The 22,959-nt window shown below is 36.7% G+C and carries 28 protein-coding genes, 1 rRNA gene and 1 pseudogene; 23 read left to right on the top strand and 7 right to left on the bottom strand.

The window, feature by feature from the left end; genetic code table 11:
* Positions 1-4: 4 nt before the first annotated feature.
* The 7 genes from rplQ to rpsI all read left to right on the top strand — a co-directional run bounded on the left by rplQ (position 5) and on the right by rpsI (position 4,771).
* A complete protein-coding gene (gene rplQ, locus ACFQ18_RS13160; protein ID WP_047185877.1) occupies positions 5-358 on the top strand; it encodes a 50S ribosomal protein L17 in 354 nt (117 codons plus the stop codon).
* A gap of 144 nt (positions 359-502) precedes the next feature.
* The gene (locus ACFQ18_RS13155; protein ID WP_047185876.1) at positions 503-1,342 is read left to right on the top strand and encodes an energy-coupling factor ABC transporter ATP-binding protein; all 840 of its coding nucleotides are present in this window, start codon (positions 503-505) and stop codon (positions 1,340-1,342) included.
* The gene (locus ACFQ18_RS13150) at positions 1,318-2,187 is read left to right on the top strand and encodes an energy-coupling factor ABC transporter ATP-binding protein (protein WP_047185875.1); all 870 of its coding nucleotides are present in this window, start codon (positions 1,318-1,320) and stop codon (positions 2,185-2,187) included. The genes ACFQ18_RS13155 and ACFQ18_RS13150 overlap by 25 nt, the downstream gene beginning before the upstream one ends.
* On the top strand, positions 2,184-2,987 hold the full coding sequence (locus ACFQ18_RS13145; protein ID WP_204798445.1) for an energy-coupling factor transporter transmembrane component T family protein: 804 nt from the start codon (positions 2,184-2,186) through the stop codon (positions 2,985-2,987). The genes ACFQ18_RS13150 and ACFQ18_RS13145 overlap by 4 nt, the downstream gene beginning before the upstream one ends.
* Positions 2,988-2,999: 12 nt before the next feature.
* A complete protein-coding gene (gene truA, locus ACFQ18_RS13140; RefSeq protein ID WP_047185873.1) occupies positions 3,000-3,743 on the top strand; it encodes a tRNA pseudouridine(38-40) synthase TruA in 744 nt (247 codons plus the stop codon).
* Positions 3,744-3,921: 178 nt separating this feature from the next.
* Positions 3,922-4,359 (top strand): 50S ribosomal protein L13, encoded by a 438-nt coding sequence (rplM, locus tag ACFQ18_RS13135; protein WP_047185872.1) that lies wholly within the window; start codon positions 3,922-3,924, stop codon positions 4,357-4,359.
* Positions 4,360-4,378: 19 nt separating this feature from the next.
* Positions 4,379-4,771 carry a 30S ribosomal protein S9 gene (gene rpsI / locus ACFQ18_RS13130; protein ID WP_047185871.1) on the top strand — a complete coding sequence of 131 codons (393 nt, stop codon included), beginning with the start codon at positions 4,379-4,381 and terminating at the stop codon, positions 4,769-4,771.
* A 192-nt stretch (positions 4,772-4,963) separates the two neighbouring features.
* Here the strand turns inward: rpsI and ACFQ18_RS13125 are convergent, their stop codons facing one another.
* Positions 4,964-5,290, bottom strand: coding sequence for a tyrosine-type recombinase/integrase (locus ACFQ18_RS13125; protein ID WP_204798444.1), 327 nt, complete (start codon positions 5,288-5,290; stop codon positions 4,964-4,966).
* 113 nt (positions 5,291-5,403) lie between these two features.
* Complete coding sequence (locus tag ACFQ18_RS13120; RefSeq protein ID WP_204798443.1) at positions 5,404-5,724, bottom strand: hypothetical protein; 321 nt, start codon at positions 5,722-5,724, stop codon at positions 5,404-5,406.
* 247 nt (positions 5,725-5,971) lie between these two features.
* Here ACFQ18_RS13120 and ACFQ18_RS13115 point away from each other — a divergent pair, with 247 nt between their 5' ends.
* The gene (locus tag ACFQ18_RS13115; protein ID WP_047185869.1) at positions 5,972-6,409 is read left to right on the top strand and encodes a GNAT family N-acetyltransferase; all 438 of its coding nucleotides are present in this window, start codon (positions 5,972-5,974) and stop codon (positions 6,407-6,409) included.
* Between the two features lie 38 nt (positions 6,410-6,447).
* Here the strand turns inward: ACFQ18_RS13115 and ACFQ18_RS13110 are convergent, their stop codons facing one another.
* Positions 6,448-6,573, bottom strand: coding sequence for a DUF3231 family protein (locus ACFQ18_RS13110; protein WP_216883864.1), 126 nt, complete (start codon positions 6,571-6,573; stop codon positions 6,448-6,450).
* A gap of 162 nt (positions 6,574-6,735) precedes the next feature.
* On the opposite strand from ACFQ18_RS13110, the pseudogene ACFQ18_RS13105 reads away from it, so the two are divergent.
* From ACFQ18_RS13105 to gndA, 4 genes and pseudogenes are all read left to right on the top strand, one after another.
* Positions 6,736-7,352: pseudogene (locus ACFQ18_RS13105) on the top strand (zinc-binding dehydrogenase).
* A 205-nt stretch (positions 7,353-7,557) separates the two neighbouring features.
* Positions 7,558-8,241 (top strand): YhfC family glutamic-type intramembrane protease, encoded by a 684-nt coding sequence (locus ACFQ18_RS13100; RefSeq protein WP_204798442.1) that lies wholly within the window; start codon positions 7,558-7,560, stop codon positions 8,239-8,241.
* Positions 8,238-8,624, top strand: coding sequence for a DUF3887 domain-containing protein (locus tag ACFQ18_RS13095; RefSeq protein WP_145523550.1), 387 nt, complete (start codon positions 8,238-8,240; stop codon positions 8,622-8,624). The genes ACFQ18_RS13100 and ACFQ18_RS13095 overlap by 4 nt, the downstream gene beginning before the upstream one ends.
* 160 nt (positions 8,625-8,784) lie before the next feature.
* A complete protein-coding gene (gene gndA / locus ACFQ18_RS13090) occupies positions 8,785-10,194 on the top strand; it encodes an NADP-dependent phosphogluconate dehydrogenase (RefSeq protein WP_047185866.1) in 1,410 nt (469 codons plus the stop codon).
* 52 nt (positions 10,195-10,246) lie between these two features.
* On the opposite strand, the gene ACFQ18_RS13085 is transcribed toward gndA, so the two are convergent.
* Positions 10,247-11,461, bottom strand: a complete 1,215-nt coding sequence (locus ACFQ18_RS13085; protein WP_047185865.1) for an ROK family transcriptional regulator — start codon at positions 11,459-11,461, stop codon at positions 10,247-10,249.
* A 212-nt stretch (positions 11,462-11,673) separates the two neighbouring features.
* Here ACFQ18_RS13085 and mgsA point away from each other — a divergent pair, with 212 nt between their 5' ends.
* The 6 genes from mgsA to ACFQ18_RS13055 all read left to right on the top strand — a co-directional run bounded on the left by mgsA (position 11,674) and on the right by ACFQ18_RS13055 (position 16,698).
* Complete coding sequence (mgsA, locus tag ACFQ18_RS13080; RefSeq protein WP_047185864.1) at positions 11,674-12,081, top strand: methylglyoxal synthase; 408 nt, start codon at positions 11,674-11,676, stop codon at positions 12,079-12,081.
* A gap of 564 nt (positions 12,082-12,645) precedes the next feature.
* Positions 12,646-13,908 carry a lactate racemase domain-containing protein gene (locus ACFQ18_RS13075; protein WP_204798441.1) on the top strand — a complete coding sequence of 421 codons (1,263 nt, stop codon included), beginning with the start codon at positions 12,646-12,648 and terminating at the stop codon, positions 13,906-13,908.
* 226 nt (positions 13,909-14,134) lie between these two features.
* Positions 14,135-15,307 carry a GNAT family N-acetyltransferase gene (locus tag ACFQ18_RS13070; RefSeq protein ID WP_060669249.1) on the top strand — a complete coding sequence of 391 codons (1,173 nt, stop codon included), beginning with the start codon at positions 14,135-14,137 and terminating at the stop codon, positions 15,305-15,307.
* Positions 15,308-15,610: 303 nt separating this feature from the next.
* Positions 15,611-16,021, top strand: coding sequence for a DUF948 domain-containing protein (locus ACFQ18_RS13065; protein WP_047185862.1), 411 nt, complete (start codon positions 15,611-15,613; stop codon positions 16,019-16,021).
* Positions 16,022-16,046: 25 nt separating this feature from the next.
* Positions 16,047-16,499: a DUF948 domain-containing protein gene (locus ACFQ18_RS13060; protein WP_047185861.1), complete on the top strand. Its 453-nt coding sequence runs from the start codon at positions 16,047-16,049 to the stop codon at positions 16,497-16,499.
* The gene (locus ACFQ18_RS13055) at positions 16,486-16,698 is read left to right on the top strand and encodes a hypothetical protein (protein ID WP_047185860.1); all 213 of its coding nucleotides are present in this window, start codon (positions 16,486-16,488) and stop codon (positions 16,696-16,698) included. Before ACFQ18_RS13060 ends, ACFQ18_RS13055 begins: the two co-directional genes overlap by 14 nt.
* A gap of 29 nt (positions 16,699-16,727) precedes the next feature.
* Here ACFQ18_RS13055 and ACFQ18_RS13050 read toward each other — a convergent pair whose 3' ends face one another.
* A complete protein-coding gene (locus tag ACFQ18_RS13050) occupies positions 16,728-17,138 on the bottom strand; it encodes a DUF948 domain-containing protein (RefSeq protein ID WP_047185859.1) in 411 nt (136 codons plus the stop codon).
* A gap of 316 nt (positions 17,139-17,454) precedes the next feature.
* On the opposite strand from ACFQ18_RS13050, the gene cwlD reads away from it, so the two are divergent.
* Positions 17,455-18,177, top strand: coding sequence for an N-acetylmuramoyl-L-alanine amidase CwlD (gene cwlD / locus ACFQ18_RS13045; protein WP_204798440.1), 723 nt, complete (start codon positions 17,455-17,457; stop codon positions 18,175-18,177).
* A gap of 174 nt (positions 18,178-18,351) precedes the next feature.
* Positions 18,352-19,410, top strand: coding sequence for an Mrp/NBP35 family ATP-binding protein (locus ACFQ18_RS13040; RefSeq protein WP_060669250.1), 1,059 nt, complete (start codon positions 18,352-18,354; stop codon positions 19,408-19,410).
* A gap of 258 nt (positions 19,411-19,668) precedes the next feature.
* Here ACFQ18_RS13040 and gerD read toward each other — a convergent pair whose 3' ends face one another.
* Positions 19,669-20,331 (bottom strand): spore germination lipoprotein GerD, encoded by a 663-nt coding sequence (gene gerD, locus ACFQ18_RS13035; protein ID WP_047185856.1) that lies wholly within the window; start codon positions 20,329-20,331, stop codon positions 19,669-19,671.
* A gap of 194 nt (positions 20,332-20,525) precedes the next feature.
* Between gerD and ACFQ18_RS13030 the strand changes: the two genes are divergently transcribed.
* A complete protein-coding gene (locus ACFQ18_RS13030) occupies positions 20,526-21,182 on the top strand; it encodes a KinB-signaling pathway activation protein (protein ID WP_204798439.1) in 657 nt (218 codons plus the stop codon).
* A gap of 236 nt (positions 21,183-21,418) precedes the next feature.
* On the opposite strand, the gene pdaB is transcribed toward ACFQ18_RS13030, so the two are convergent.
* Positions 21,419-22,177 carry a polysaccharide deacetylase family sporulation protein PdaB gene (pdaB, locus tag ACFQ18_RS13025; RefSeq protein WP_204798438.1) on the bottom strand — a complete coding sequence of 253 codons (759 nt, stop codon included), beginning with the start codon at positions 22,175-22,177 and terminating at the stop codon, positions 21,419-21,421.
* Between the two features lie 134 nt (positions 22,178-22,311).
* Between pdaB and ACFQ18_RS13020 the strand changes: the two genes are divergently transcribed.
* Together ACFQ18_RS13020 and ACFQ18_RS13015 are read left to right on the top strand one after the other, a co-directional pair.
* The gene (locus tag ACFQ18_RS13020) at positions 22,312-22,569 is read left to right on the top strand and encodes a hypothetical protein (RefSeq protein WP_370447419.1); all 258 of its coding nucleotides are present in this window, start codon (positions 22,312-22,314) and stop codon (positions 22,567-22,569) included.
* A 322-nt stretch (positions 22,570-22,891) separates the two neighbouring features.
* Positions 22,892-22,959, top strand: a 16S ribosomal RNA gene (locus ACFQ18_RS13015); the annotation flags it as partial.

Genomic DNA, 22,959 nt, shown 5'->3' with positions numbered 1-22,959 from the left:
GTCCATGGCTAGAAAATTAGGACGTACTACAGATGCCCGTATGGCACTTCTTCGTAACTTAGCTTCTGATTTAATTATTCATGAACGTGTGGAAACTACAGAAGCAAAAGCGAAGGAACTAAGAACTATCGTTGATAAAATGATTACGTTGGGTAAACGTGGTGATCTTCATGCGCGCCGTCAAGCAGCAGCATTTCTTTATAATAAAGAAGCTGATGATGACAACAATGTTGTTCAAAAACTATTTGATGATGTTGCTGCACGCTACGAAGATAGACAAGGTGGTTATACACGTGTTCTTAAACTTGGTGAACGCCAAGGTGATGGAGCAAAAATGGCTATCGTTGAATTAGTTTAATGATACAACATGCGGCAAGGGCAGGACTCAATTCTCTCACGAGGTGAATCCAGGCCCTTTTTTTGTACGCTAGGAAACCAACATATTCGCATCATACTTTTGTATGGTTTGTATTTCCCAACTAGATTAACAGGGGGACTATGTATGGCAGGAAATTTAATAGAATTTAAAGATGTATCATTTCGATATAGTGAGCAAGATCCCTGGGTACTGAAGAATGTAACATTTACAATTAAAGAAGATGAATGGGTCGCAATCATAGGTCATAATGGTTCTGGGAAATCTACTATCGCTAAACTAATCAATGGTTTACTATTTCCTCAAGAAGGGGAAATTTTGATAGGTGGAAAGAAAGTAACAGAGGATTCTATTTGGGATATACGTAAAGATGTCGGAATGGTATTTCAAAATCCGGATAACCAGTTTGTTGGAGCAACCGTTCAAGATGATGTAGCCTTTGGTATGGAAAACCGTGGTATAACCAGAGAAGTGATGGTGGAAAGAATCCAATCAACACTAGAAGCTGTAGGAATGTCGGATTATCAGTTTACTGAACCACATCGATTATCTGGTGGACAAAAGCAGCGGGTTGCAATTGCTGGTGTATTAGCGATTTCTCCAAGAGTGTTAATTTTAGATGAGGCAACTGCCATGCTAGATCCTAATGGTCGTAAAGAGATTATGCAAACTGTATCACAGCTGCAAAGTAAGCAAGGTTTAGCTCTCATCACAATTACTCACGATTTACAAGAAGTCGTTCAGGCAAATCGAGTTATTGTTATGAATAAGGGAGAAGTATGGAAGGAATCTGTACCAAGGGAGATTTTCACTGAGAAGGAAGAACTGAGAAAGATTGGACTTGATGTACCGTTTGTTACTACTTTAGCAGACGCATTAAAGGATATTGGCGTAAGTATATCAAAGGAACCTTTAAACCACGAAGAGTTGTTGGAGGAGCTATGGACATTACATTTGAGAACGTAAGCTATACTTATCAAAGAAATACCCCATTTGAGCATAAAGCATTAGAAGATTTATCTTTCCATATAAAATCAGGTTCCTTTGTAGCAATTGTCGGTCATACAGGTTCAGGAAAATCAACACTTATTAGTCATTTAAATGGTCTATCCATACCAACAGACGGAAAAGTTAAGGTAGGTAAGTATTTATTAACACATGACGAGAAGCCTGGTGACCTGAAAGAGTTACGAAGCAAAGTTGGTGTGGTATTTCAGTATCCGGAGCATCAATTATTTGAAGAAACGATTGAAAAGGATATAGGATTTGGTCCAGAAAACTTTGGTGTATCAGAAAGTGAAATTAAAGAAAGAACGCATGAGGCATTGTCAGCGGTAGGCCTTTCGGAGACTCTTCTAGATCGATCCCCATTTGATTTAAGTGGTGGACAAATGCGTCGGGTAGCCATAGCTGGAGTTCTTGCAATAAAGCCAGATATTTTAGTTTTAGATGAACCAACTGCTGGCCTCGATCCTAGAGGTCAAAAAGAAATCATGGATATGTTTTATAGGCTTCATCAAGAACAGAGTTTAACCACTGTACTTGTTACACATAGTATGGAAGATGCCTTAAAGTATGCGGATCATGTCATCATTTTAAATAAAGGTAAGAAATATTTAGAAGGAACCCCAGAGGACGTCTTTGTACAGAAGGATGCTTTGAAGCAAGTTCAATTAGATGTACCAGAAATTGTCCAGTTTATAGCGAGTTTTAATCATAAATTTAATACTTCTATTCCGTTTTCCAATCAATCTACTGAACAATTAGCAAAGCAAATCAAACAGGCTCTGATTGGAGATGAATTGGAATGAATAATTCGTTAATTATTGGACAATATGTTCCTGGAAACTCCATTGTACATCGACTAGATCCTAGAACAAAGATTACGATTATATTCTTTTTTGTCTTTATTGTATTCTTTGCAAATAATTTACCAAGCTATGCGATCCTAGTTGCTTTTGCTTTTGCTAGTATGTTTGCTTCAAAGGTTCCAATTCGTTTTATACTGAAGGGTTTAACACCTGTCTGGTTTCTTATTATATTTACCTTTTTACTACATTTATTTGTTACGAAAGAAGGCACTCTTGTTTTTGACCATTGGATTTTTAAATTTTACTCTGGTGGTGTTATTCGAGGTATTGCCATAGCCATTCGCTTCTTTCTATTAATTCTAGTAACTTCCCTCTTAACACTAACGACAACGCCGATTGAGATTACAGATGCCATTGAAGACATGCTAGGGCCCTTAAAAAAGATAAAGTTCCCTGTACATGAACTAGCTTTAATGATGTCTATATCTTTAAGATTCATACCAACACTTATGCAGGAAACAGATAAGATTTCAAGAGCACAAGCATCAAGAGGGGTTGACTTTAGAACAGGACCAATTAAAGACCGTATCAAAGCAGTAATACCTTTATTGGTTCCTTTATTTGTAAGTGCGTTTAAGCGTGCAGAAGAACTTGCAATGGCGATGGAAGCACGGGGGTATCAAGGTGGAGAAGGAAGATCAAAACTAAGAGAATTAAAGATTGAAAAAATGGATATATTCGTATATATCATTTTTATCGTGGTCATTATTTTATTATTTGTAACTAGAACCTATGGATGAGGATTGACACTTATGGGAAGGTTTAAATGTACTATTCAATACGATGGAACCCTATTTAACGGTTACCAAGTACAACCAAATAAACGGACTGTTCAAGGTGAGATAGAAAAGGTACTCCGTAAAATGCATAAGGGTCAAGATATACGTATCATTGGTGCAGGTAGAACAGATGCTGGAGTACACGCATTGGGACAAGTGATACATTTTGATTCTACGATGGAGATCCATGAAACAGGCTGGAAAAAGGCATTAAATGCGCAATTGCCGGATGATATTCATGTCCTGAGTGTGGAGAAGGTACATCCCGACTTTCACGCAAGATTCGATGTAATAGAGAAGGAATATCATTATTTCATATTAAATCAAGAAACACCTGATTTATTTAAGAGAAATTATATGTACCATTTTCCATATTCGCTGGATATGGAAAAAATGCAGGAAGCATGCCAATATTTAGAAGGTACTCATGACTTTACGACATTTTCTTCTTCTAAGGCGACGGTTAAAGGCGATAAAGTCAGAACCATTTATGAAGCTTCTTGTAAATGGGAAGATAATCAAGTGGAATTTATCTTTCGAGGAAGTGGTTTTTTGTACAATATGGTAAGAATACTTGTTAGTGTTTTACTAGATATTGGTCAAGGGAAAAGAGAGCCTGAAGATATACCTATTCTACTTGAAAAAAGGGATCGACGAGTTGTGGGGAAAACCATAGACGCTCATGGACTTTATATGTGGAAAGTTACCTATGGGTAAAGCCTCAATTAATAGAAAAAGCAACCGAAGAAGCTTGACAACAGCCCCACATGTATTATAATATGATTTATGGCATTTTATTTCTTAAGAAACCATGATTAGCCCCGGAAACTAATTATGATAATAATAAGAATAACAATAAATTGAACGATTAAATGAAATTTGGAGGGAAACTATCATGCGTACAACTTTCATGGCTAATGAAGCTAATACGGAACGCAAATGGCTAGTAGTGGATGCTGAAGGCCAACGCCTTGGTCGTCTAGCAAGTGAAGTTGCAGCTATCCTTCGTGGAAAGCATAAACCAACTTACACTCCACATGTTGATACTGGTGATCATGTTATCATCATTAATGCTGAAAAGGTAGAATTAAGTGGAAACAAATTAAATGACAAAATGTACTATAACCACTCAGGTCATCCAGGTGGACTAAGAGCGCGTAATGCTGAAGAAATGCGTTCTAAATATACAGAAGAAATGATTGAGCGTACTGTTAAAGGTATGCTTCCAAAAGGTCCATTAGGTCGTAAAATGGCTAAGAAACTTCATGTGTTCAAAGGATCTGAGCACAATCATCAAGCACAAAAACCAGAAGTTTACGAGCTTCGTGGGTAATCAAAGGAGGTAAATGATTTTGGCACAAGTACAATATTATGGAACAGGTCGTCGTAAAAAGTCAACTGCTCGTGTACGTTTAGTACCAGGTACAGGTAACATTAAAATCAATGGTCGTGATGCAAGAGACTATTTCCCATATGAAACACAACTTCTAATTCTTAACCAGCCTTTAGCTGCTACAGAAACAGAAGGAACTTATGATGTATTAGTAAACGTTCATGGTGGTGGATTCACTGGCCAAGCTGGTGCAATTCGTCACGGTATCTCTCGTGCATTATTAGAAGCAGATCCTGAATATCGTTCTACTTTAAAACGTGAAGGATTCTTAACTCGTGATGCAAGAATGAAAGAACGTAAGAAATACGGTCTTAAAGGCGCGCGTCGTGCACCTCAGTTCTCAAAACGTTAAAAATCCAATCGTATCAAGGATTTCGCCCATTTGGAATTTATTTCAAATGGGCTTTATTTTACCAAAAACCGGTGAAAAACACCCGAGTGAATGTAATTTGAATGTAATTTTTTTCGAAAAAATTTCGAAGGACTCACTCTCGGCTGTTTTTAGGGATTCGAACATGCGCGTGTCACACCTTTTTATACCTCATTATTCTTCTTCGCTTGGGAAGGTTTCTTTATTCAAGTAGCTCGCCAAAAGTTTACTTAAACTACCGTCTACATCTTCGGTGATGTGTGTGTAAATATCCATTGTGGTACTGATACGTGCATGTCCTAATCTTTGCTGAATGTCTTTCATTCTTGCCCCGGATGCAAACAACATAGAAGCGTGGGTATGCCGCAGCCCATGCACCCTGATATTTTTCAATTTGAATTTCTTATAGGCGAAATGAAGTCGCTCGTTCAGATGCGCGAGCCGTATTGGTTTCAGATCGCTTGGACGCGGGAAAAAATTTCTCGATTTCGGGATTGCCACGGTCTTCCCGTAGTTGTTTGTTCAGTTTCTTCAACTTTACCATTGTGCGCACCGAATTCTTCGTTTTCGGACGCAGCAACAGATATTCCTCGTTGATCCAAATGAGGTTCTTACTAATCTGCAATTCCTTTTTTTTTGCATACATCCGATTCGAGTAGCGCACCAAGTTCACCTTTGCGGATGCCAGTATATAGTAAAGTCCGAAACATCGCATATACGCGGTACGGAAATTCCTGCTCCGTCCGGTTCAAGAAATAATTGACCGTATCCCGTTCCCAAAATTCGATCCCTTGATCTTCTTCCTGACTGCTATACTCGTCCACGTAGGCTGGGTAGATCAATTCATCCATCGGATTTTCCTTGATGATTTTCTTCCGCTTTGCGTAGCGGAACAGCAAGTCCATTTGATTTCCATAATCCTTGAAATATTTCATCTTCGTCGCAAGTCCGTCAATGAAACGCTGGCATAGCGGCTATATTTCCGGATCGCGGGGACCGTTATGCAAACACCATTTACAATCATGATTACCTTAAAACGAAAGGGATTAATGTGGAAATCACCTTTGATCCAAAACATGTAGATAAAAAAGGTGTTGTTCATTCATGGTCTTACGCGTCATATCTTAAAAACACAGTTTTAAATATAAAAAACCGACTACACTTAGAAATGAGTTGAAATAAATGGAAATAGCATTATTTGAAGAAAAACACCTCCCGGAATGTACGAGTACATTTATGGATGTTTTTAATCAGGAACCGTGGAATGATGAATGGACAAAGGAAACGGCTAAGAATTATTTAGAAGATTTCACACATACACCGGGTTTTAAAGGGATTGTCGCTTTTGACGGGGAAGAAATGATAGGATTTATTTTTGGAAATCTAAAACATTGGTGGAGTGGCGACGAATTTTTCATCAATGAAATGTGTGTAGTGGCAGACAAACAAAATTCTGGCATTGGATCAAAGATGATGAATAACTTAATAAAAGAATTAAAATCAGACGGAGTAAGTATGATTTCACTATTAACTGACAGAGGGATACCGGCTGAAGGTTTTTACAAAAAACACGGATTTTCTGAAATAGAACGACTAGTATTTTTAAGCAGGAGTATGTAAGGGACAGAGGGACAACAAAACCTGTCCCCTCGTCCCACTCATTCACTTCCTTTAATAATTCCGATTCGGTTTTCCATTTGCGGGGGTTCTTCAAACCATCCGTTCTTAATTTTATTTTCAATTCCTTCTTGGGCATAGGTATAAACATCTTTTGCGATAAACATGGTTTTCATCATCTTTGGAAGCTGATTAAAGCGCTATATGAAGCCGAGCAAAAGTAAAGTCCAATTAATCCTTTATTCAATAAAAGGGCCTTATTTGGAATACAAAATGCCTTTTAAGGCACCTTAAGGAAGCTAGTCGAAGGCTTAATTTTACCAGAAACGATGGGTTTGGAGCTAGGTGCACTTGTTGAGCCAACAGCTGTTGCGGTTCACGCTGTTCGCCAAAGTCAGTTAAAGCTTGGGGATACTGCAGCCATATTTGGAGCCGGACCAATCGGATTATTGCTGTTGCAAGCAGTTAAAGCAGCGGGAGTCAGTGAAATCTTTGTTGTAGAAGTATCTGAGGAACGCCGACAAAAGGCACTAGAACTTGGGACAACACATGTATTAACCCAGTTGATACAGATGCGGTAGCCTTTATCCGAGAAAAAACAAATGGTGGCGTAAACGTGGCCAATGATGCTGCGGGTGTACAAGCTACATTTACAAGTGGAGTTAGCGCCGTTCGTCCTGGCGGTGAATTTAAAGTTGTAAGTGTTTGGGAAAAGCCAGTAGAATTCAATCCAAATATGATTGTCATGACGGAAGCAAAGATCAGTGGGTCTTATGCGTATAACCGTTTATTCCCTGAAGTAATTCGACTATTGGCGAGCGGTGCCATTGATGGACAAGCGGTAATTACAAGCAAAATTGCTTTAGACGACATTGTTGAGAAAGGCTTTGAATTGCTAACAAAAGATCGTAGTCAATGTAAAATTTTAGTGGATATGAATCTATAATCTTACGCTAGTTATAAAGTGTAGCGAGGCTAGCATGGTTGCCTAGCTTTACAACCCCTTCCTAGAAGTACAGGAAGGGGTATTTTTATGTAAAATATAAAGTTTACTGCTTTTCGCTTGAAATAGATAGTCCTTGATAATTTTTCCAACATCCAAGCATATATAGGGGGTAGCTTTTATACACTTCAATTAGGGAGTGACATGGATGGCTGGTATTATTTTTGCTTTAACTATAAGTATGGGAATACCACTTATGTCTTTAGTATATTCGTTTTATAAAAAGCGATATATTCCGTTTGCATTGGGTGTACTTGCATTTGTTGTATCACAAGTTTTGATACGGATACCAATATTGCAATATTTAGGAGAGCACAGCACTTCCTATTTAATGTTTAACGCTACGCAACCTGTTTTATTTGCAATAGTCATCGGATTATCAGCAGGTATCGTTGAAGAACTCGCTCGTTTTATCGCAATGTACTTTTTTATGAGACAACGAGATTGGCAATCTGGGTTTTGGTTTGGTGTAGGACATGGTGGAATCGAGGCAGTGCTATTTGTCGGAATTCGTGCAATAAACTTGTTGTTCTTACCGACTGCTATTGCATACAGCACAGATTTCTTTATTGGTGGTATCGAACGTTTCTTTGCCGTGTTATTACATATCGGGCTTTCGATCATTGTATTACAAGGAGTCGTTCGAAAAAAATTTATATATATCTTTCTTGCCATTATAATTCATGGCATTGTTGATGCATTGATAGGGATTATACCGTTATATGTGCCACAAGATAGTGTATTAATTGTTTTGGAAGTTACGATAGCCATTATTGCATTGGCCGTTTTCAGTTATAGTTTAGGGATAAAAAGAAGGGGAGGATTGCAATGAAGAATTTTTTAGCAGCTATATTAGGTTTGGTGGCTATATTTACACTTGTCGCATGTGGGGGAAACGCAGTGGATGATTCAACTTCAGAAAAATATATTTCAAAAGCTGAAGAAGTCGTTTCACTTTTAAATGAACTTAATTATAAAGAAGTTCATGAGATGTTTAATGAACAAATGAAAACAGAATTACCAGAAGAGCAAATGGAAGAACTTACTCCTATTATTGAAAAGTCCGGTGACTTTGAAAAAATCGATAAATCCTCTGTAGAAGAAAAAGATGGCTATTATATCGTTGTTCTTGTTGCAAAATACAGTGATGAAAATCGTGTATTCACAATAAGTTTTGACAATAAAGATGAAGTAGCAGGGTTATTTATTAAATAAGTAGAGAAGAGGAAAGAAATTAATCCTTAACTAAAAATGAATTATTTTCGTCATAGTTTTTTACGAATCACAAAAGGTATAGTATATAGTTTGAAATCTAAGTTTGTATAGTATATAAATAAATTAGATTAAAATTTGTAATTGAAGAAAGGATAGAACTATGTCTAAACAACAAATTGGTGTTATCGGTTTAGCAGTAATGGGAAAAAACTTGGCGTTGAATATTGAAAGTAGAGGTTTCTCTGTAGCAGTATTTAACCGTACGTATGCAAAAACACAGGACTTTTTAGAAAATGAAGCAAAGGGTAAAAACTTTGTTGGTGCAGAAACAATAGAGGAATTTGTTAATTCCCTTGAAAAACCACGAAAAATTATGATGATGGTTCAAGCTGGGCCAGCTACAGATGCTACCATTGAATCTTTACAACCATATCTCGAAGAAGGCGACATTTTAATTGACGGTGGTAATACGTTATATGAAGATACAATGCGTCGTAATCAGAGATTAGATGAAACAGGAATTCACTTTATTGGAACTGGGGTTTCAGGAGGAGAAGAAGGAGCTTTAAAGGGTCCGTCTCTAATGCCTGGCGGTCAGAAAGAAGCATACGATTTAGTAGCTCCCATTTTTGAAGCTATCTCAGCAAAAGTAGATGGTGATCCTTGTGTAACGTATATTGGACCAAATGGTGCTGGACACTTTGTGAAAATGGTTCATAACGGTATCGAATATGGCGATATGCAATTAATTGCTGAAGCCTACAACATTATGAAGAATGTTCTTGGAATGGAAGCAAGTGAATTACATGAAGTATTCAAGGAATGGAATAAAGGTGAGTTGGATAGTTACCTAATTGAAATTACAGCTGATGTCTTTACGAAGATGGATGACGAAACAGGGAAACCTCTTGTTGAAGTAATTATGGACAAAGCTGGACAAAAAGGTACTGGTAAATGGACAAGTAAGAATGCTTTAGACCTAGGGGTACCACTTCCATTAATTACAGAATCTGTATTTGCTCGCTTTATTTCAAGTCTTAAAGATGAACGCGTGAAAGCAAGCAAGGTTTTAAGCGGCCCAGAAGCGGCTTCATATGATGGTGACCGTAAAGAACTAATTGAGGCAATTCGTAAAGCTCTATATATGAGTAAAATTACGTCTTATGCACAAGGTTTTGCACAAATGCGTGCCGCTTCTGAAGAATATGGCTGGGATCTAAAATACGGCGATATCGCAATGATCTGGCGTGGTGGATGTATTATCCGTGCTCATTTCTTACAAAAGATTAAGGATGCATTTGATCGTGACCCACAACTAGCTAACTTAATGTTAGATCCATATTTCAAAGAAATTGTTGAAAACTATCAATCCGCACTACGTGAAGTAATCACGGTTGCAATGAAACACGGTATACCAGTACCAACTTTCTCTAGTGCAATTGCATATTATGATAGCTATCGTTCAGAAGATTTACCAGCTAACTTAATTCAAGCACAAAGAGACTACTTTGGTGCACACACCTTCCAACGTAAAGATAAGGAAGGCGTGTTCCACGCAGACTGGTTCTAAAAAACTCTATTTATACAAAAGAAAGGACTCCCTGTAAGCGGAAGTCCTTTCTTTATATATTCACTAATTCAGGGGTTTGATTATTTACAGAAGTTTGCTCTTTAAACTGATCAGAATCCTGAATTCTAAGGTTAGATATACCTAAAAACTTACTTATTGCAAATGCACATGCACCAATTACACAAGCTTTTATCCCTAACTTTGAAATGGTAATTTCACGATAATCACTAATGGAAGATTTTAGATGGCTTTTAATTTCTTTTACTGTATTCGGATAAATACGTAAGATTCCACTATTTATCACAATTGTTTCAGGATTATATAAATTAATCATATTATTAATACCAATTGATAAATATTTAATGAATTGTTTGATATACTCCATGGTTGTCGAGTCTCGTCTTTCAATTAACTCAGCAATCTCTTTTAAAGTTAGAGTTGGTCGATTTAGCAATTGAGACAACTCCATTAAAAGAGTAGACTCTGAAGCATAAAGTTCCCAACAACCATTATTTCCACAAGGACACTTTTTTCCATCTGGTGATATGATCATATGTCCCATTTCCCCAGCATAACCATTGAATCCTTTATGAATTTGGTCGTCCATAATAATTCCTGCACCAATCCCAGAAGTAAGCATAAGAGACATTAGATTATCATTTTGCCCGCTATAAACCTTCTCCGCATATGCGGAAAGATTTGCATTATTTACTATGTGAATCTCTATATCTAACTGATTTTCCAGATCTGCTTTTAAATTTTTCCGTTTCCATTGTAATTTCGGTACAAAATTAATGACTTCATCATTATTCACTGTGCCATGAACGGCAATAATGACACTAATTAAACCATAAGGACTATTTGCGAACTTATTCATATAATGTTGGATATATTTAGTTAATAACTGAACAATGGACTCATAGTCTTTTGTCTCAGGATTTATTTTTATATATTCTACTTCTTTTCCTTTTATGTTGGTAATAGCGAATTGGATAGAAGAAAAATCTATATCGATCCCTAGTACATAACCTACTGAACCATTTATAGATAACATAATAGGCCTTCTACCAATAGCATGGTGCTCTTGCTGTGTTTCGTATATGAGTTTTTTTTTGAGTAAATCTTGTACCTGGACGGAAATGGTTGCTTTATTAAGTCCAGTTATTTTAGATAATTCTGCCCTAGATATGAGACCATTATTCATAATCTCTTGGAGTATAAGGTTTCTATTAATTCTTTTTATATACGCTCCGTCTCCCGTAACCATCGTTGTTTTCCCCTTTTGATTTATTCCTTGTTTAATAGTATAATTTGTCTATCAAACAAAGTTATAGTAAGTTTCAATATAATAATAACATTTTAAAATAATTATGGAAGGGTTTTCAAAAAGTGTCTATTTTCTGGATTCCTTCCACTAGATGTATATACAAAGTCTATTAATCTAGAGTACATTTTAATATCATAGATAGGGGAGATACCATGAGAATTGCCTTAATTGCCCATGATAAGAAAAAAGATGATATGGTCCGTTTTACGGAGGCGTATAAATATAGTTTAGAAAAGCATGAGTTATTCGCAACAGGTACTACTGGGTCTAGAATAAATGAGGCTACGGGACTTGCAATACATCTCTTTCAATCTGGCCCATTAGGGGGAGACCAACAAATTGGGGCCCTTGTTGCTGATAACAACATGGATATGGTTATTTTCTTTAGGGATCCTTTAACCGCCCAGCCCCATGAACCAGATATTTCTGCATTAATGAGATTGTGCGATGTCTACAATATTCCGTTAGCAACAAACATGGGGACCGCGGAGTTATTAATACATTCATTAGACCGTGGAGATTTACAATGGCGTGAAATTATTCATGAAAAATATAATTGATTAAGAGAAAAAGCGCAGGAGGGTTAAAAGTGAAACCTTCTTGTGTTTTTTTACGGAAGATAGAAGAATATAAAAATTCAGCTTATTAAATCTTGTCATAGGGAAGGCCACGTCCAGCTCCAGCGCCCAGCGACTAGCGAGACTTCCTTCACCTCCGTGCGATAAGTCAACATCGACTCACTCCGTTCGTCGTGTTTCCTTTATCTCCTACGGCGGTGGAATGTCCGATTAAAACCGCCGCTTTGCGCGGCAACATCGGACCACCTGGCATGGCCAGGCGCAGTCCGTACGTCGCTAAACGGGCGCTTCCGCTTTTGTTCATAAAAATTACTGCTAGTTGATAGCGTTTTCTCTTGACGCATAAACCCCTCAATGATATTCTTAGGCTGATAATTTGTTTAATAAACAAATTAAAAAATCTATATGATAAATTTTATGAATTAGCCTAGAATACTCATGACTTTAGTCGTGAGACGAATAGGATTTGATAAGGGGATTTTATTTTTACATATAAATGTATTTTTTTAAAAGATATATTACTTTAAAGTGGGGAGTGGGTTTTCTATGAGTATTCTCAGAGAACTGGTTCAGGATATTCCGGTACCTAGAATGGCTAGGGTGAAGCAAACGTTTGATGAATCAAAACTAGATGACGTAGTAGAAACATTAAGCCAAGAATTAGAGAAAGTGAAAGATATGGTTAAACCAGGTGCTGAGATTGCCTTGGCAGTTGGAAGTAGGGGCACAGATGCTTTAGTTGATATTACTAGAGCTACAGTTCAATTTCTAATAGATTTAGGTGCAAAGCCATTTATTGTTCCTAGTATGGGAAGTCATGGTGGTGCAACAGGGCCAGGGCAAAAGGCAGTATTAGAACATTTGGGAGTAACAGAAGAGAGTGTTGGGGCAGAAATTCGCTCTTCGATGGAAGTAATTAAAATTGGCGAACTACCGAATGGTTTACCGGTTTACATTGACAAATATGCATCTAAAGCAGATGGAATTGTAGTAATTAACCGTGTAAAACCCCATACTGCTTTCCGTGGTAAAGTAGAAAGTGGAATTATGAAGATGATTAGTATTGGTTTGGGGAAACAAAAAGGGGCAGAAGCATGTCATCAACTAGGGTTTAAGCATATGGCGGAGCACGTTCTTGCAATGGCAAAAATGACCATTGAGAAGATGCCTATTTTATTCGGTATTGCGACAGTTGAGAATGCATTTGACAAAGTGGCAAGGATTGAAGTGCTGCGTGCTAATGAAATTGAAGAGAAAGAACCAGAATTACTAGATTTAGCTAAAAAGTTATTACCAAAAATCTTTGTTGATCAAATCGATGTTCTAGTTATCGATCAAATCGGTAAGAACATTAGTGGAGATGGAATGGATCCGAACATTACAGGAAGGTATCCAACTCCGTATGCACATGGCGGACCAGACGTTACGAAAATGATTGTACTAGATTTAACGCCACAAACAGAGGGTAATGCCAATGGTGTTGGTACAGCAGACTTCACTACCCAACGTCTTGTTGACAAGATGGACAGAGAAGCTACATACGCAAATGGGTTGACGTCCACCGTTGTAGGGCCAACTCATATCTCTACAGCAATGCCAACAGACAAAGCAGCCATTCAAGCTGCAATTAAGACATGTAATATTCTTGATTTTTCAAAGGTAAAAATGGTGCGAATTTTGGATACCTTACATGTAGGTGAGATAGAGGTTTCAGAGACACTTTTAGATTACGTGAAAGAACACCCAAATATGGAACAAGTCTCCGATCTTTATGAGATACCATTTAACGAGGATGGTAATTTAAGATAGGAAACGAATGGTGGGGTTTCTGCTTGATGGTGGATACTTAAGTATGACAATTTAAAAATACGGGTAAAAAATGAGCTTGCCTTAAAAGGTAAGCCATTTTTTATATTAGTTAGCCTTATATGAATGGAGATTTCTATTAGTCTCCTTTATTATTATAATAAGTTAGTATGGGTAATGCGATTGAACAACATGAAAATGTTATCGACTAAAGAAAGGGGTAGTTCGTATGAACAAAATAGTAGCATTAAATGAAAATGACTATGATGAGATATCTGCCTTATCCCAATTCGCTTTTCAATATGAACTAACAGAAGCAGAATTCCAAAAGAAAAAAGAAGAAGCAGAACGACATATGATTTTTGGGATAAAGGATCAAAATAAAATTGCTGCAAAGCTTCATCTTATTCCTTTATCTGTAGATATGAATGGGATATCTATGGATATGGGAGGTATTGGCTCTGTCGCTACATGGCCGGAGTATCGTAGAAATGGGATGGTGAAGGATTTACTTTCTCATGCCTTACATAAAATGAAGGAAAACGGACAATTGGTGTCCTATCTCCATCCCTTTTCTGTACCTTTTTACCGGAAATACGGTTGGGAGATTGCCTTTGCTAAAAAGAAATATCAGATACCAATGGAAAGAATAAAAAAGAATTGGAATGGGAGTGGGTATGTCAAAAGGACAGAAGCTGAGATTGCCACTTTTAATACCATTTATCACACATATATGAAGAAATTTAATGGCTCACTTATAAGAGATGAAAAATGGTGGAAGCAACGTGTATGGAAGAATAAACCATTAACGGTAGTAGCTTATAACAACGAACATAAACCAGAGGGATATCTCTTTTATTCCGTAAAGAACAGGGTATTTAAAGTGGAGGAACTCATCTTTTGCTCATTAAACGGGTTAAAAGTATTACTTCAATTCATAGCCAACCACGACTCCATGGCAGATCAAATACAAATGGAGATGCCGGAAAATGATAATCTACCAGTTCTAATAGATGAACCAAGGTTTGAGCAAAAGGTATCCCCCTATTTTATGGCTAGAATTGTCGATGTGAATTCCTATCTTAAGCAATATGTAAGTCAAACCCGGCTTCAAGATATTTCCTTACAAATTAATGTCCAAGATGATTTTTTACCAGATAATACAGGTACATATTGTCTTGAAGAAGTAGATGGTAAAATAGATGTAATCCACGAAAAAGGGATAAGCGAAAGTAATAAAGGTATTAGCTGTAATATCCAACAACTTACTACAATGTTCTTTGGATATAAACGACCAACAGAATTATATGAGTTAGGATTAATTGGTGGAAATGAAAGGGATATCCACATACTTGAAAGATTAATACCGAGGAAACAAACCTATTTTCCAGATTTCTTTTAACATGCGTGTTCAAAAAGAAGGATGAAAAGGACTTCTACGCTGCCCACAGGACGTGGGCGGTCTTAGTAGAAGTTGGACTTTTTGAACATCTTCTTAATATAGATTTAACAAGCGAACGTTGACGATAGTGAAAGCCGCGTTCGCTTATTGAATTAGATAGTCTTTATTGGAAATGCTAAGCTCAGAAGGTTTATGATAAGAAATAGGTAAGTTTACTAAGAATATTTTTCTAAATAAAGTGGGAGCATTTTTATTTCTAATTGTGAGTGGTATAATAACATCTATAAAGAAGGAGGGAACGTGGTGGAAATTATTTATTTTGGTATTTTGCTTTGTTCTATTGCATTTTTTATAGCTGCTATATATATTTCCATAACCTTAAAACGGTTAGCTAATGTTACAAGCTCACTAGGGGAAACGATGAGAGATGTAGAGAAACAATTGGAATACATAACCCCCCAATTAACAAAAACCATTCAGGAAGTACATACAACCATTGATGAAATTTCAGAAGATATGAAAGCGACAGATAGTGTATTTGAAACGATTGGAAATGTAGGTAATTCTATTAATAGTATCAATGATACGTATAGAGTTTATAAAGACGGAATAACCGATGAAAAAATAAAAAAGCAGCTGCGTCCAACGGTAGAAGCGATTAAATGGGGAGAAGCGGCTGTGCAAGTTATTAAGAAGTGGAAAAGGGTAAATTAGTTACAGGAAGGAATGTGATGAGAATATGACACTAATTGGAATTGGAGTAATTATAATAGGTGTGGCTTTGTTAGTTTTAGCTGTTTTTATCGGACATACGTTGAATAATTTGGCAAATGTGCTCAAAGGCGTGGACCAGACAGTAGAACAATTACCGAAACAAATGGATGATATTATGAAGAAAACAGGAGATATGATTAGCGAGAGTAATAACACCTTAGCAGACGTTAATGATAAATTAAAACAATTAAGTCCACTATTTTATGTGGTTGGTGATGTTGGAAATGTAACGAGAAAATTCACATCCTCTGTTGCGAATGTTACGGATACGATGAAGTCAAAAACAGAAGGCGCTCGAGACGTGGCAGAAAAAAATAAAGTTGGCGGTTTATATGGAACATTTGCACTCGCTTATTACTGGTTTAAGAAGCGTAATGAATTAAAAAAGGAAGAGGGAACTAAATTTGATGAACAATAAATCAGGATTGTCCATAGTCCTAGCCTTCGCAAGTGGTCTTACAGCTGCTTTATTGGAAGGAAAAAGTCATAAAAACCTTCGTAGTTCTAATCGTGTAAAGGATAGAATCAAAGCATTAGATCGGAAGCTTTATTTAGAAGGTAAAAAACGTGCTGATTTATTACAGGATATAAAGCGGGATATTGATAAAGAGGATTAAAATAAGGATGACCCTAGGGGAGGGCATCCTTATTTTCTTTTAAAAAGTAAAAATACAAGTGCGATTAATGCATAAAAACCTTCCAATCCTTTTGTGGTTGAAATGGACTCGGCGGCTTCAGTTTTGTTGTTAATACCATTAACTTTACTAACGATGGATGAACTAAGTTTATTTGTTGCCTGACCAATATCTCTAATAGTATTAAAGATAGGATTGAGTTTTTTCACTTGAGTGTTGATCTCATTTAAAGTGTCCACTCCTGCTCCAATGACATTCGTTGTTTGGGAAGTGATCTCCTTTAACTGATTTGGCAATGTATCTGTTGTTTTCTGCAGATTACTAAGAACCCCTGCTAATTTAAAAAGTGGTTTAATTAAAACGATAGCTAATAGTAATAATGCCACACCTATTACTAAAATGCCTATTCCTAGCCAAAGCATATAATAACCCCTTCCGATTATTCAATTTTTCCATTACAAATAGCATTATATATAGATTTTACAATTACTATAATAGCATACCATATTTTGCAATCTGTCATAAACTTTTATCTTGTCCCATAAAATAATCATAGTTCAAGAGGTTGTTCAAAAAGTCCGGTGAAAATGACACTTCGCATTTCTTCGTTGGCTTGCTTTTCCGTTCCTCACGTATTTACTGCATACGTTCCGGTACTCAAAGCTACGCCGCCTCGAACTGCTCGGTCCTTTTCATCCTCCTTTTTGAACACGCACTTCAAGTTAAGGGGCGAGAAGGATGAAACGAATGATAAAAGTTGGTTTTTGGTTATTAGGATTAGCTTTATTAGTATTTCTCATTCAATTTCCAATGAATAAGAGCTTAGATGTAACTAAATTTTCCTTGCCACTATCAGGGAAAACTATTGTACTTGATCCGGGGCATGGTGGGCCGGATGGAGGTGCTGTTGGTAAGGACGGAACTACAGAAGAGGCAATCACTCTCGCGGTTTCAAAGAAATTAAGTACGTATTTAAAAGAGGCTGGTGCAACTGTCTACTTAACAAGAGAAGAGGATAAAGACCTAGCTAGTGAAGAATCAAAGGGACTCTCTCGGAGAAAAGCTGAAGATATTCGTAATCGCATGAACTTTATCCATAATCATAAAGCAGACTTTTTTCTTAGTATTCATTTGAATGCATTACCCTCAACAAGGTGGCGTGGTGCACAAACCTTCTATTATCCGGGTAAAGATGAAAATAAACATTTAGCCAAAATGATTCAAGCGGAAATCATTCGTAATTTAGAAAATACAAATCGTGAGGCTCTCGCTAAAACGGAAATGTATCTATTGAAACATGCGGAAGTTCCTGGTGCATTAGTAGAAATTGGATTTCTATCAAATGTAGATGAAAGAGAGTTATTAAAACAAGAAGATTATCAAGATAAAATGGCGGCAAGCATTTACGAAGGGATTTTACGATATACAACCGAGGAGATAAAAGCAGAAGATAATGAGTGAAAGGGGATTCACTTTCCTTAGGTTTTCCAAAATTTATGTTATACTTATTTTAGTAGGTAGGAAGGTATAAAAATCTTCTTGTCTGCATAAGTGCAACTATGGCATTCGTACACCTAAAGCGAATGCCAGGTTTTCTAAGTTGACTTAACATGGAATAAAGGGATGGTGAGTTCTTTGCTAACAAATGAAGAAGTAATAAAACTAATTAGCCAGGTAAAAGACCCATTTTTACATAAAACGTTAGAAGAAACAGATGGAATAATTAATGTAAACATTAAAGAGGATAAAAAGCATGTTAGTGTTAAAGTTGGTATTTCTAAATTAAATACCGGTGAACAAATGCAGATGCAACAAGAAATTGTCGGTATATTAAAAAGAAATGGTGCCAACACGGTAGGCCTACGCTTTGAACAATTACCCGATGAAATCATTAAGAAATATCAGCCAGCTGTTGATCAAGCTAAAGAAGCTTCCTTGATGGGTGGTAACTCAAATACAAAATTTGTTGCAGTTGCTAGTGGTAAAGGTGGAGTGGGAAAATCTACTGTTACCGTTAATTTGGCTGTATCTTTAGCGCGTTTGGGTAAAAAAGTAGGGATTATTGATGCCGATATATATGGATTTAGCGTTCCAGATATGATGGGTATTGAAGAACGTCCAGTTGTTCGTGGTAAAAAGATTATTCCTGTTGAACGTTTTGGTGTAAAGGTTATATCTATGGGATTCTTTGTAGAAGATAATTCACCTATTATTTGGCGAGGGCCGATGTTAGGGAAAATGCTGAATAGTTTCTTTTCTGAAGTGGAATGGGGAGATTTAGATTACTTACTACTTGACCTACCACCAGGAACAGGTGATATTGCGATGGACGTTCACGAACTTCTTCCAACATGTAAAGAAGTGATTGTTACAACACCACATCCTACCGCTGCATTTGTAGCTGCTCGTGCTGGACAGATGGCAATGAAAACGGACCATGAAATTCTTGGTGTAGTTGAAAATATGTCTTATTTTGTAAGTAAGAAGACTGGAGAAAAAGAACATGTTTTTGGCCAAGGTGGCGGAGATAAGCTAGCCGAAGTGCTTAAAACAAAAGTACTTGGTCGCTTGCAATTACAGCAGCCTTATATGGATGAAGAAGAATTTGCTCCTGGAGTGTATCAGGAAGACCACCCAAATGGTAAAGAATATCATAAAATGGCAGCAAAAATTATTGCTAAAATTGAAGAATAAATGAACAAAGAGGACGTTTTCTGACGTCCTCTTTGTCCTCGTTTAGGAAATTATAAAGTTCGCTGCAAGTGGATAATTATTCAGAAAAGGCCACGTCCGGCTCCAGCGCCCAGCGACTAGCGAGACTTCCTTCACCTCCGTGCGATAAGTCAACATCGACTCACTCCGTTCGTCGTGTTTCCTTTATCTCCTACGGCTCAGTCCAGTCCGTACGTCGCTAAACGGGCGCTTGCGCCTTTGTTATTATTCTGTAGGAAGCTATCCACCTCCGCTGTTGCCTTCACCTTGTCCACCGCCGCCTTTCTTCTCGTTACTACCGCCACCTTCTTGAATACCGCCGCCACCTTCAGAGGAGTTTTTTCCTCCTTGGCCTTTAGCTTGCTCTTCAGCCGCTTTTAACAATATCTCTTGTATTTTTGCCTGAAATGTAGGGGTCTCAATAGTCCTTTGTATACTTTTCTCCAAATGAGAACTAAATTCTTGGCTCTTTAAAACAGTTAAAAACTGAGACATCATTTGCGGATCCTTTAATAAGTCAATCATTTGCTGTTTATATTCAGAATCATTCATTAAGCTTTTTTGTAAATCCTTTTGGGAATCTTCCATTGATTTAGCATAGGCTTCAGCAAACTTTGGATCCTTAAACATCTCTTGCCACATCTTTTTTCCTTCATCGGAAACAAGTGTTTCGTTGATTGCCTTTTTTACCTCTTCTGAATTGATGACAAATTCCTTTTTTAATTTTTCATCAGATAATGTGTCGGTAAGTGCCTTTTTTCCTTCATCCGTTTGTAATATATCTATAACCATTTTCTTCGTTTGATCATAATCACTATCCTTAGTGGAAGCATTACCTCCACCACAAGCGGTTAAAAATAAGAGGCAAAATCCTATTATTGTCACATATATAAAGCGATACATTAGGAAATCCTCCTTCCGTATATTCTTAATATGGTTTTTAAAAATATAAACTATACGTCCTATAGGATGAAAACTTCATTAGTTATTCCGATTAAAGAAATTTACTGGAATCATAAGCCATGATGAAGGAAAGAAATGCGTTTTCATGTTAGAATACGCATTATAGGATGTGTACGATCAGGAGGATTATGAGATTGAAAACACGTTATTTGGTGAATTTCTTATTTAAAACAGCTGTTATAGGTGGAATTGCGGGACTTATTATTAGTTTTTTTGTTCAATTTGATATTTATGTATCATATTTAAGCCCATTTAATTATTGGGAATTAATTGGATTATTTATTTTTAATATTGGTCTCGGTTTAACTTTTAGTGTACTTAGTATGACCGGTTTCTTTGCTTATTTATTCGTTCATCGGTATGGAATTAGTTTGTTTCGTTCATTTTGGCCCACGGTTCAACTATTATTAATTGCATTTGTTCTGTTTGACTTAGTATACTTTCCTTATCAAGCAACAAAAGGTGAGGTTTCTATTCGTTGGTATATCTTGATGGTACTTGTGTTCTTTGTTTACGGTTGGTTTGTTGCGAAAAGAAAGGCAAAAGAAACAAAGCAAAATGCATTTATACCAGCATTGTTTTTCATGATTGTGATGACTGCGGTGGAGTGGGTTCCAGGTCTCCAAGCAGAAGGCACGGAATATGCATGGTTAATGATTGCCCCCTTATTAGCGTGTAATACTTACCAAATACTTGCCTTACATCGAATGAATCAAAAGTCTAGTGAGCTCACTTCCAAAAAGAATATTTCATCTTCCAATAATAAAAGACCATCACATAGTAAAGCCTAAAAAAACCACCTGTATTGGTGGTTTTTTTATGGTTTAGCGAAATTAAAAAATTTGCTGCATGTGGATAATTATTCAGAAAAGGCCACGTCCGGCTCCAGCGCCCAGCGACTAGCGAGACTTCCTTCACCTTCGTGCGATAAGTCAACATCGACTCACTCCGTTCGTCGTGTTTCCTTTATCTCCTACGGCTCAGTCCAGTCCGTACGTCGCTAAACGGGCGCTTACGCCTTTGTTTCTTAATCCACTATTTTTGAATCTGCGTGTGCTTGATTAATTAGCTCGGTCATGGATATAAAGTTATATCCTTTATTTTTAAGCCCTGGTAGTATGGTGTCTAAAGCTTCGACAGTTTGTTTTACGGAATCTGATGCATGAAGAAGGATGATATCCCCATTTTTCGTGCTTTTCATTATGTTGTCCACAATAGTTTGTGTTCCTGGGTTTTCCCAGTCATTTGGATTAACATTCCAATGTATAACTTGATAATTCATGTCCTCAGCTAGTTTAAGAATCTCTTTATTAAATTTTCCGCTTGGTGGTCTTAAAAGATTTACATCTTCATACCCAAGCTTATTAAAAATTTCCTGCGCTTTAATTAAGTCTCTTCTAACTTGTTCTATATCCTGATCTAAATAACTTTTATAACGGTAACCTAGCATGCCAATTTCGTGCTTTTCCTCTACTATTTTGTCTAATATAGTTGGATGACGCTCAGCCCATTCCCCACTAACAAAAAATGTAGCTTGGATGTTATTCTGTTTAAGCTTTTCTAAAATCTCATGTACCTTTTCTTCACCCCAACTAATGTTAAACGTTAATGCAATATTAGGATCATCTGCATTTCCTTTACTTATAGCAGCCGATTCCTTCGATGAAATAACGGAAAAACTTCCATTTTCATTAATCCACAATATCATAGCAGTGAAAAATGCAAGTACTGCAATAAGTCCCCATCGCTTTAAGCGACCGAATTTCCAAACATGAAAATGTTTCATTATAATTCCCCCAAAGTAACTTTATCCCTTATAAGATTCTATGAGGGATAAATATAAATATGAACAAGCTATTAGATGAACTTTAATAAAAATTAAAAATGAGGATACTTTTTATAAAAAAATGGGAATAGTAAATGAAGATGTTTAAGAATTTATTAGGAGAGGTGAAGGAAATGTTAGGCTTACTTATTAATAAAATGGAAAAAAGGGAAATGGAGTATATGGTTAAAAGAGAATTGGAAGAAATACGAATTGATTTAGAAGATACTAGAATTGATAATAGTGTAAAAGCGGCAATGAAAGATAGGTATCATGTATTATTTCAATTGCTACGTCGATTAGGGAATGAAAAGGATTGTATAAAATATATGCCGAAAGCGTCTAGGAAATAGTAGGGTTAGTTGTATATTTAAATTAGAATACTCTTTCTTCTATATTTTCTATTGAATTTACTATAATCATGTGCTATATTATTTCTTGTCGCTAGAAAAACGAAAGAACATTTTAAAGTTCATTCAAAAACTTGTTGACAAAGCAAATGTAGTATGATAAATTAATATCTGTCGTTAAAAGACGACATGAATTGCTCTTTGAAAACTGAACAAAACAACCAGTATGTCAAGAAAAAGAAACTCGTTTTTCTTTTTAAAAAATAGAGGTTTTTCCTCTAAAAGCTAAGAACTTCAAATGATTTTTGATCATTTGAAACAAACTTTTTTGGAGAGTTTGATCTTGGCTCAGGACGAACGCTGGCGGCGTGCCTAATACATGCAAGTCGAGCG

This window comes from Oceanobacillus caeni, from assembly GCF_042678465.1.
Classification (GTDB): domain Bacteria; phylum Bacillota; class Bacilli; order Bacillales; family Amphibacillaceae; genus Oceanobacillus; species Oceanobacillus caeni.
This window is presented reverse-complemented; position numbering and strand designations above follow the sequence as displayed.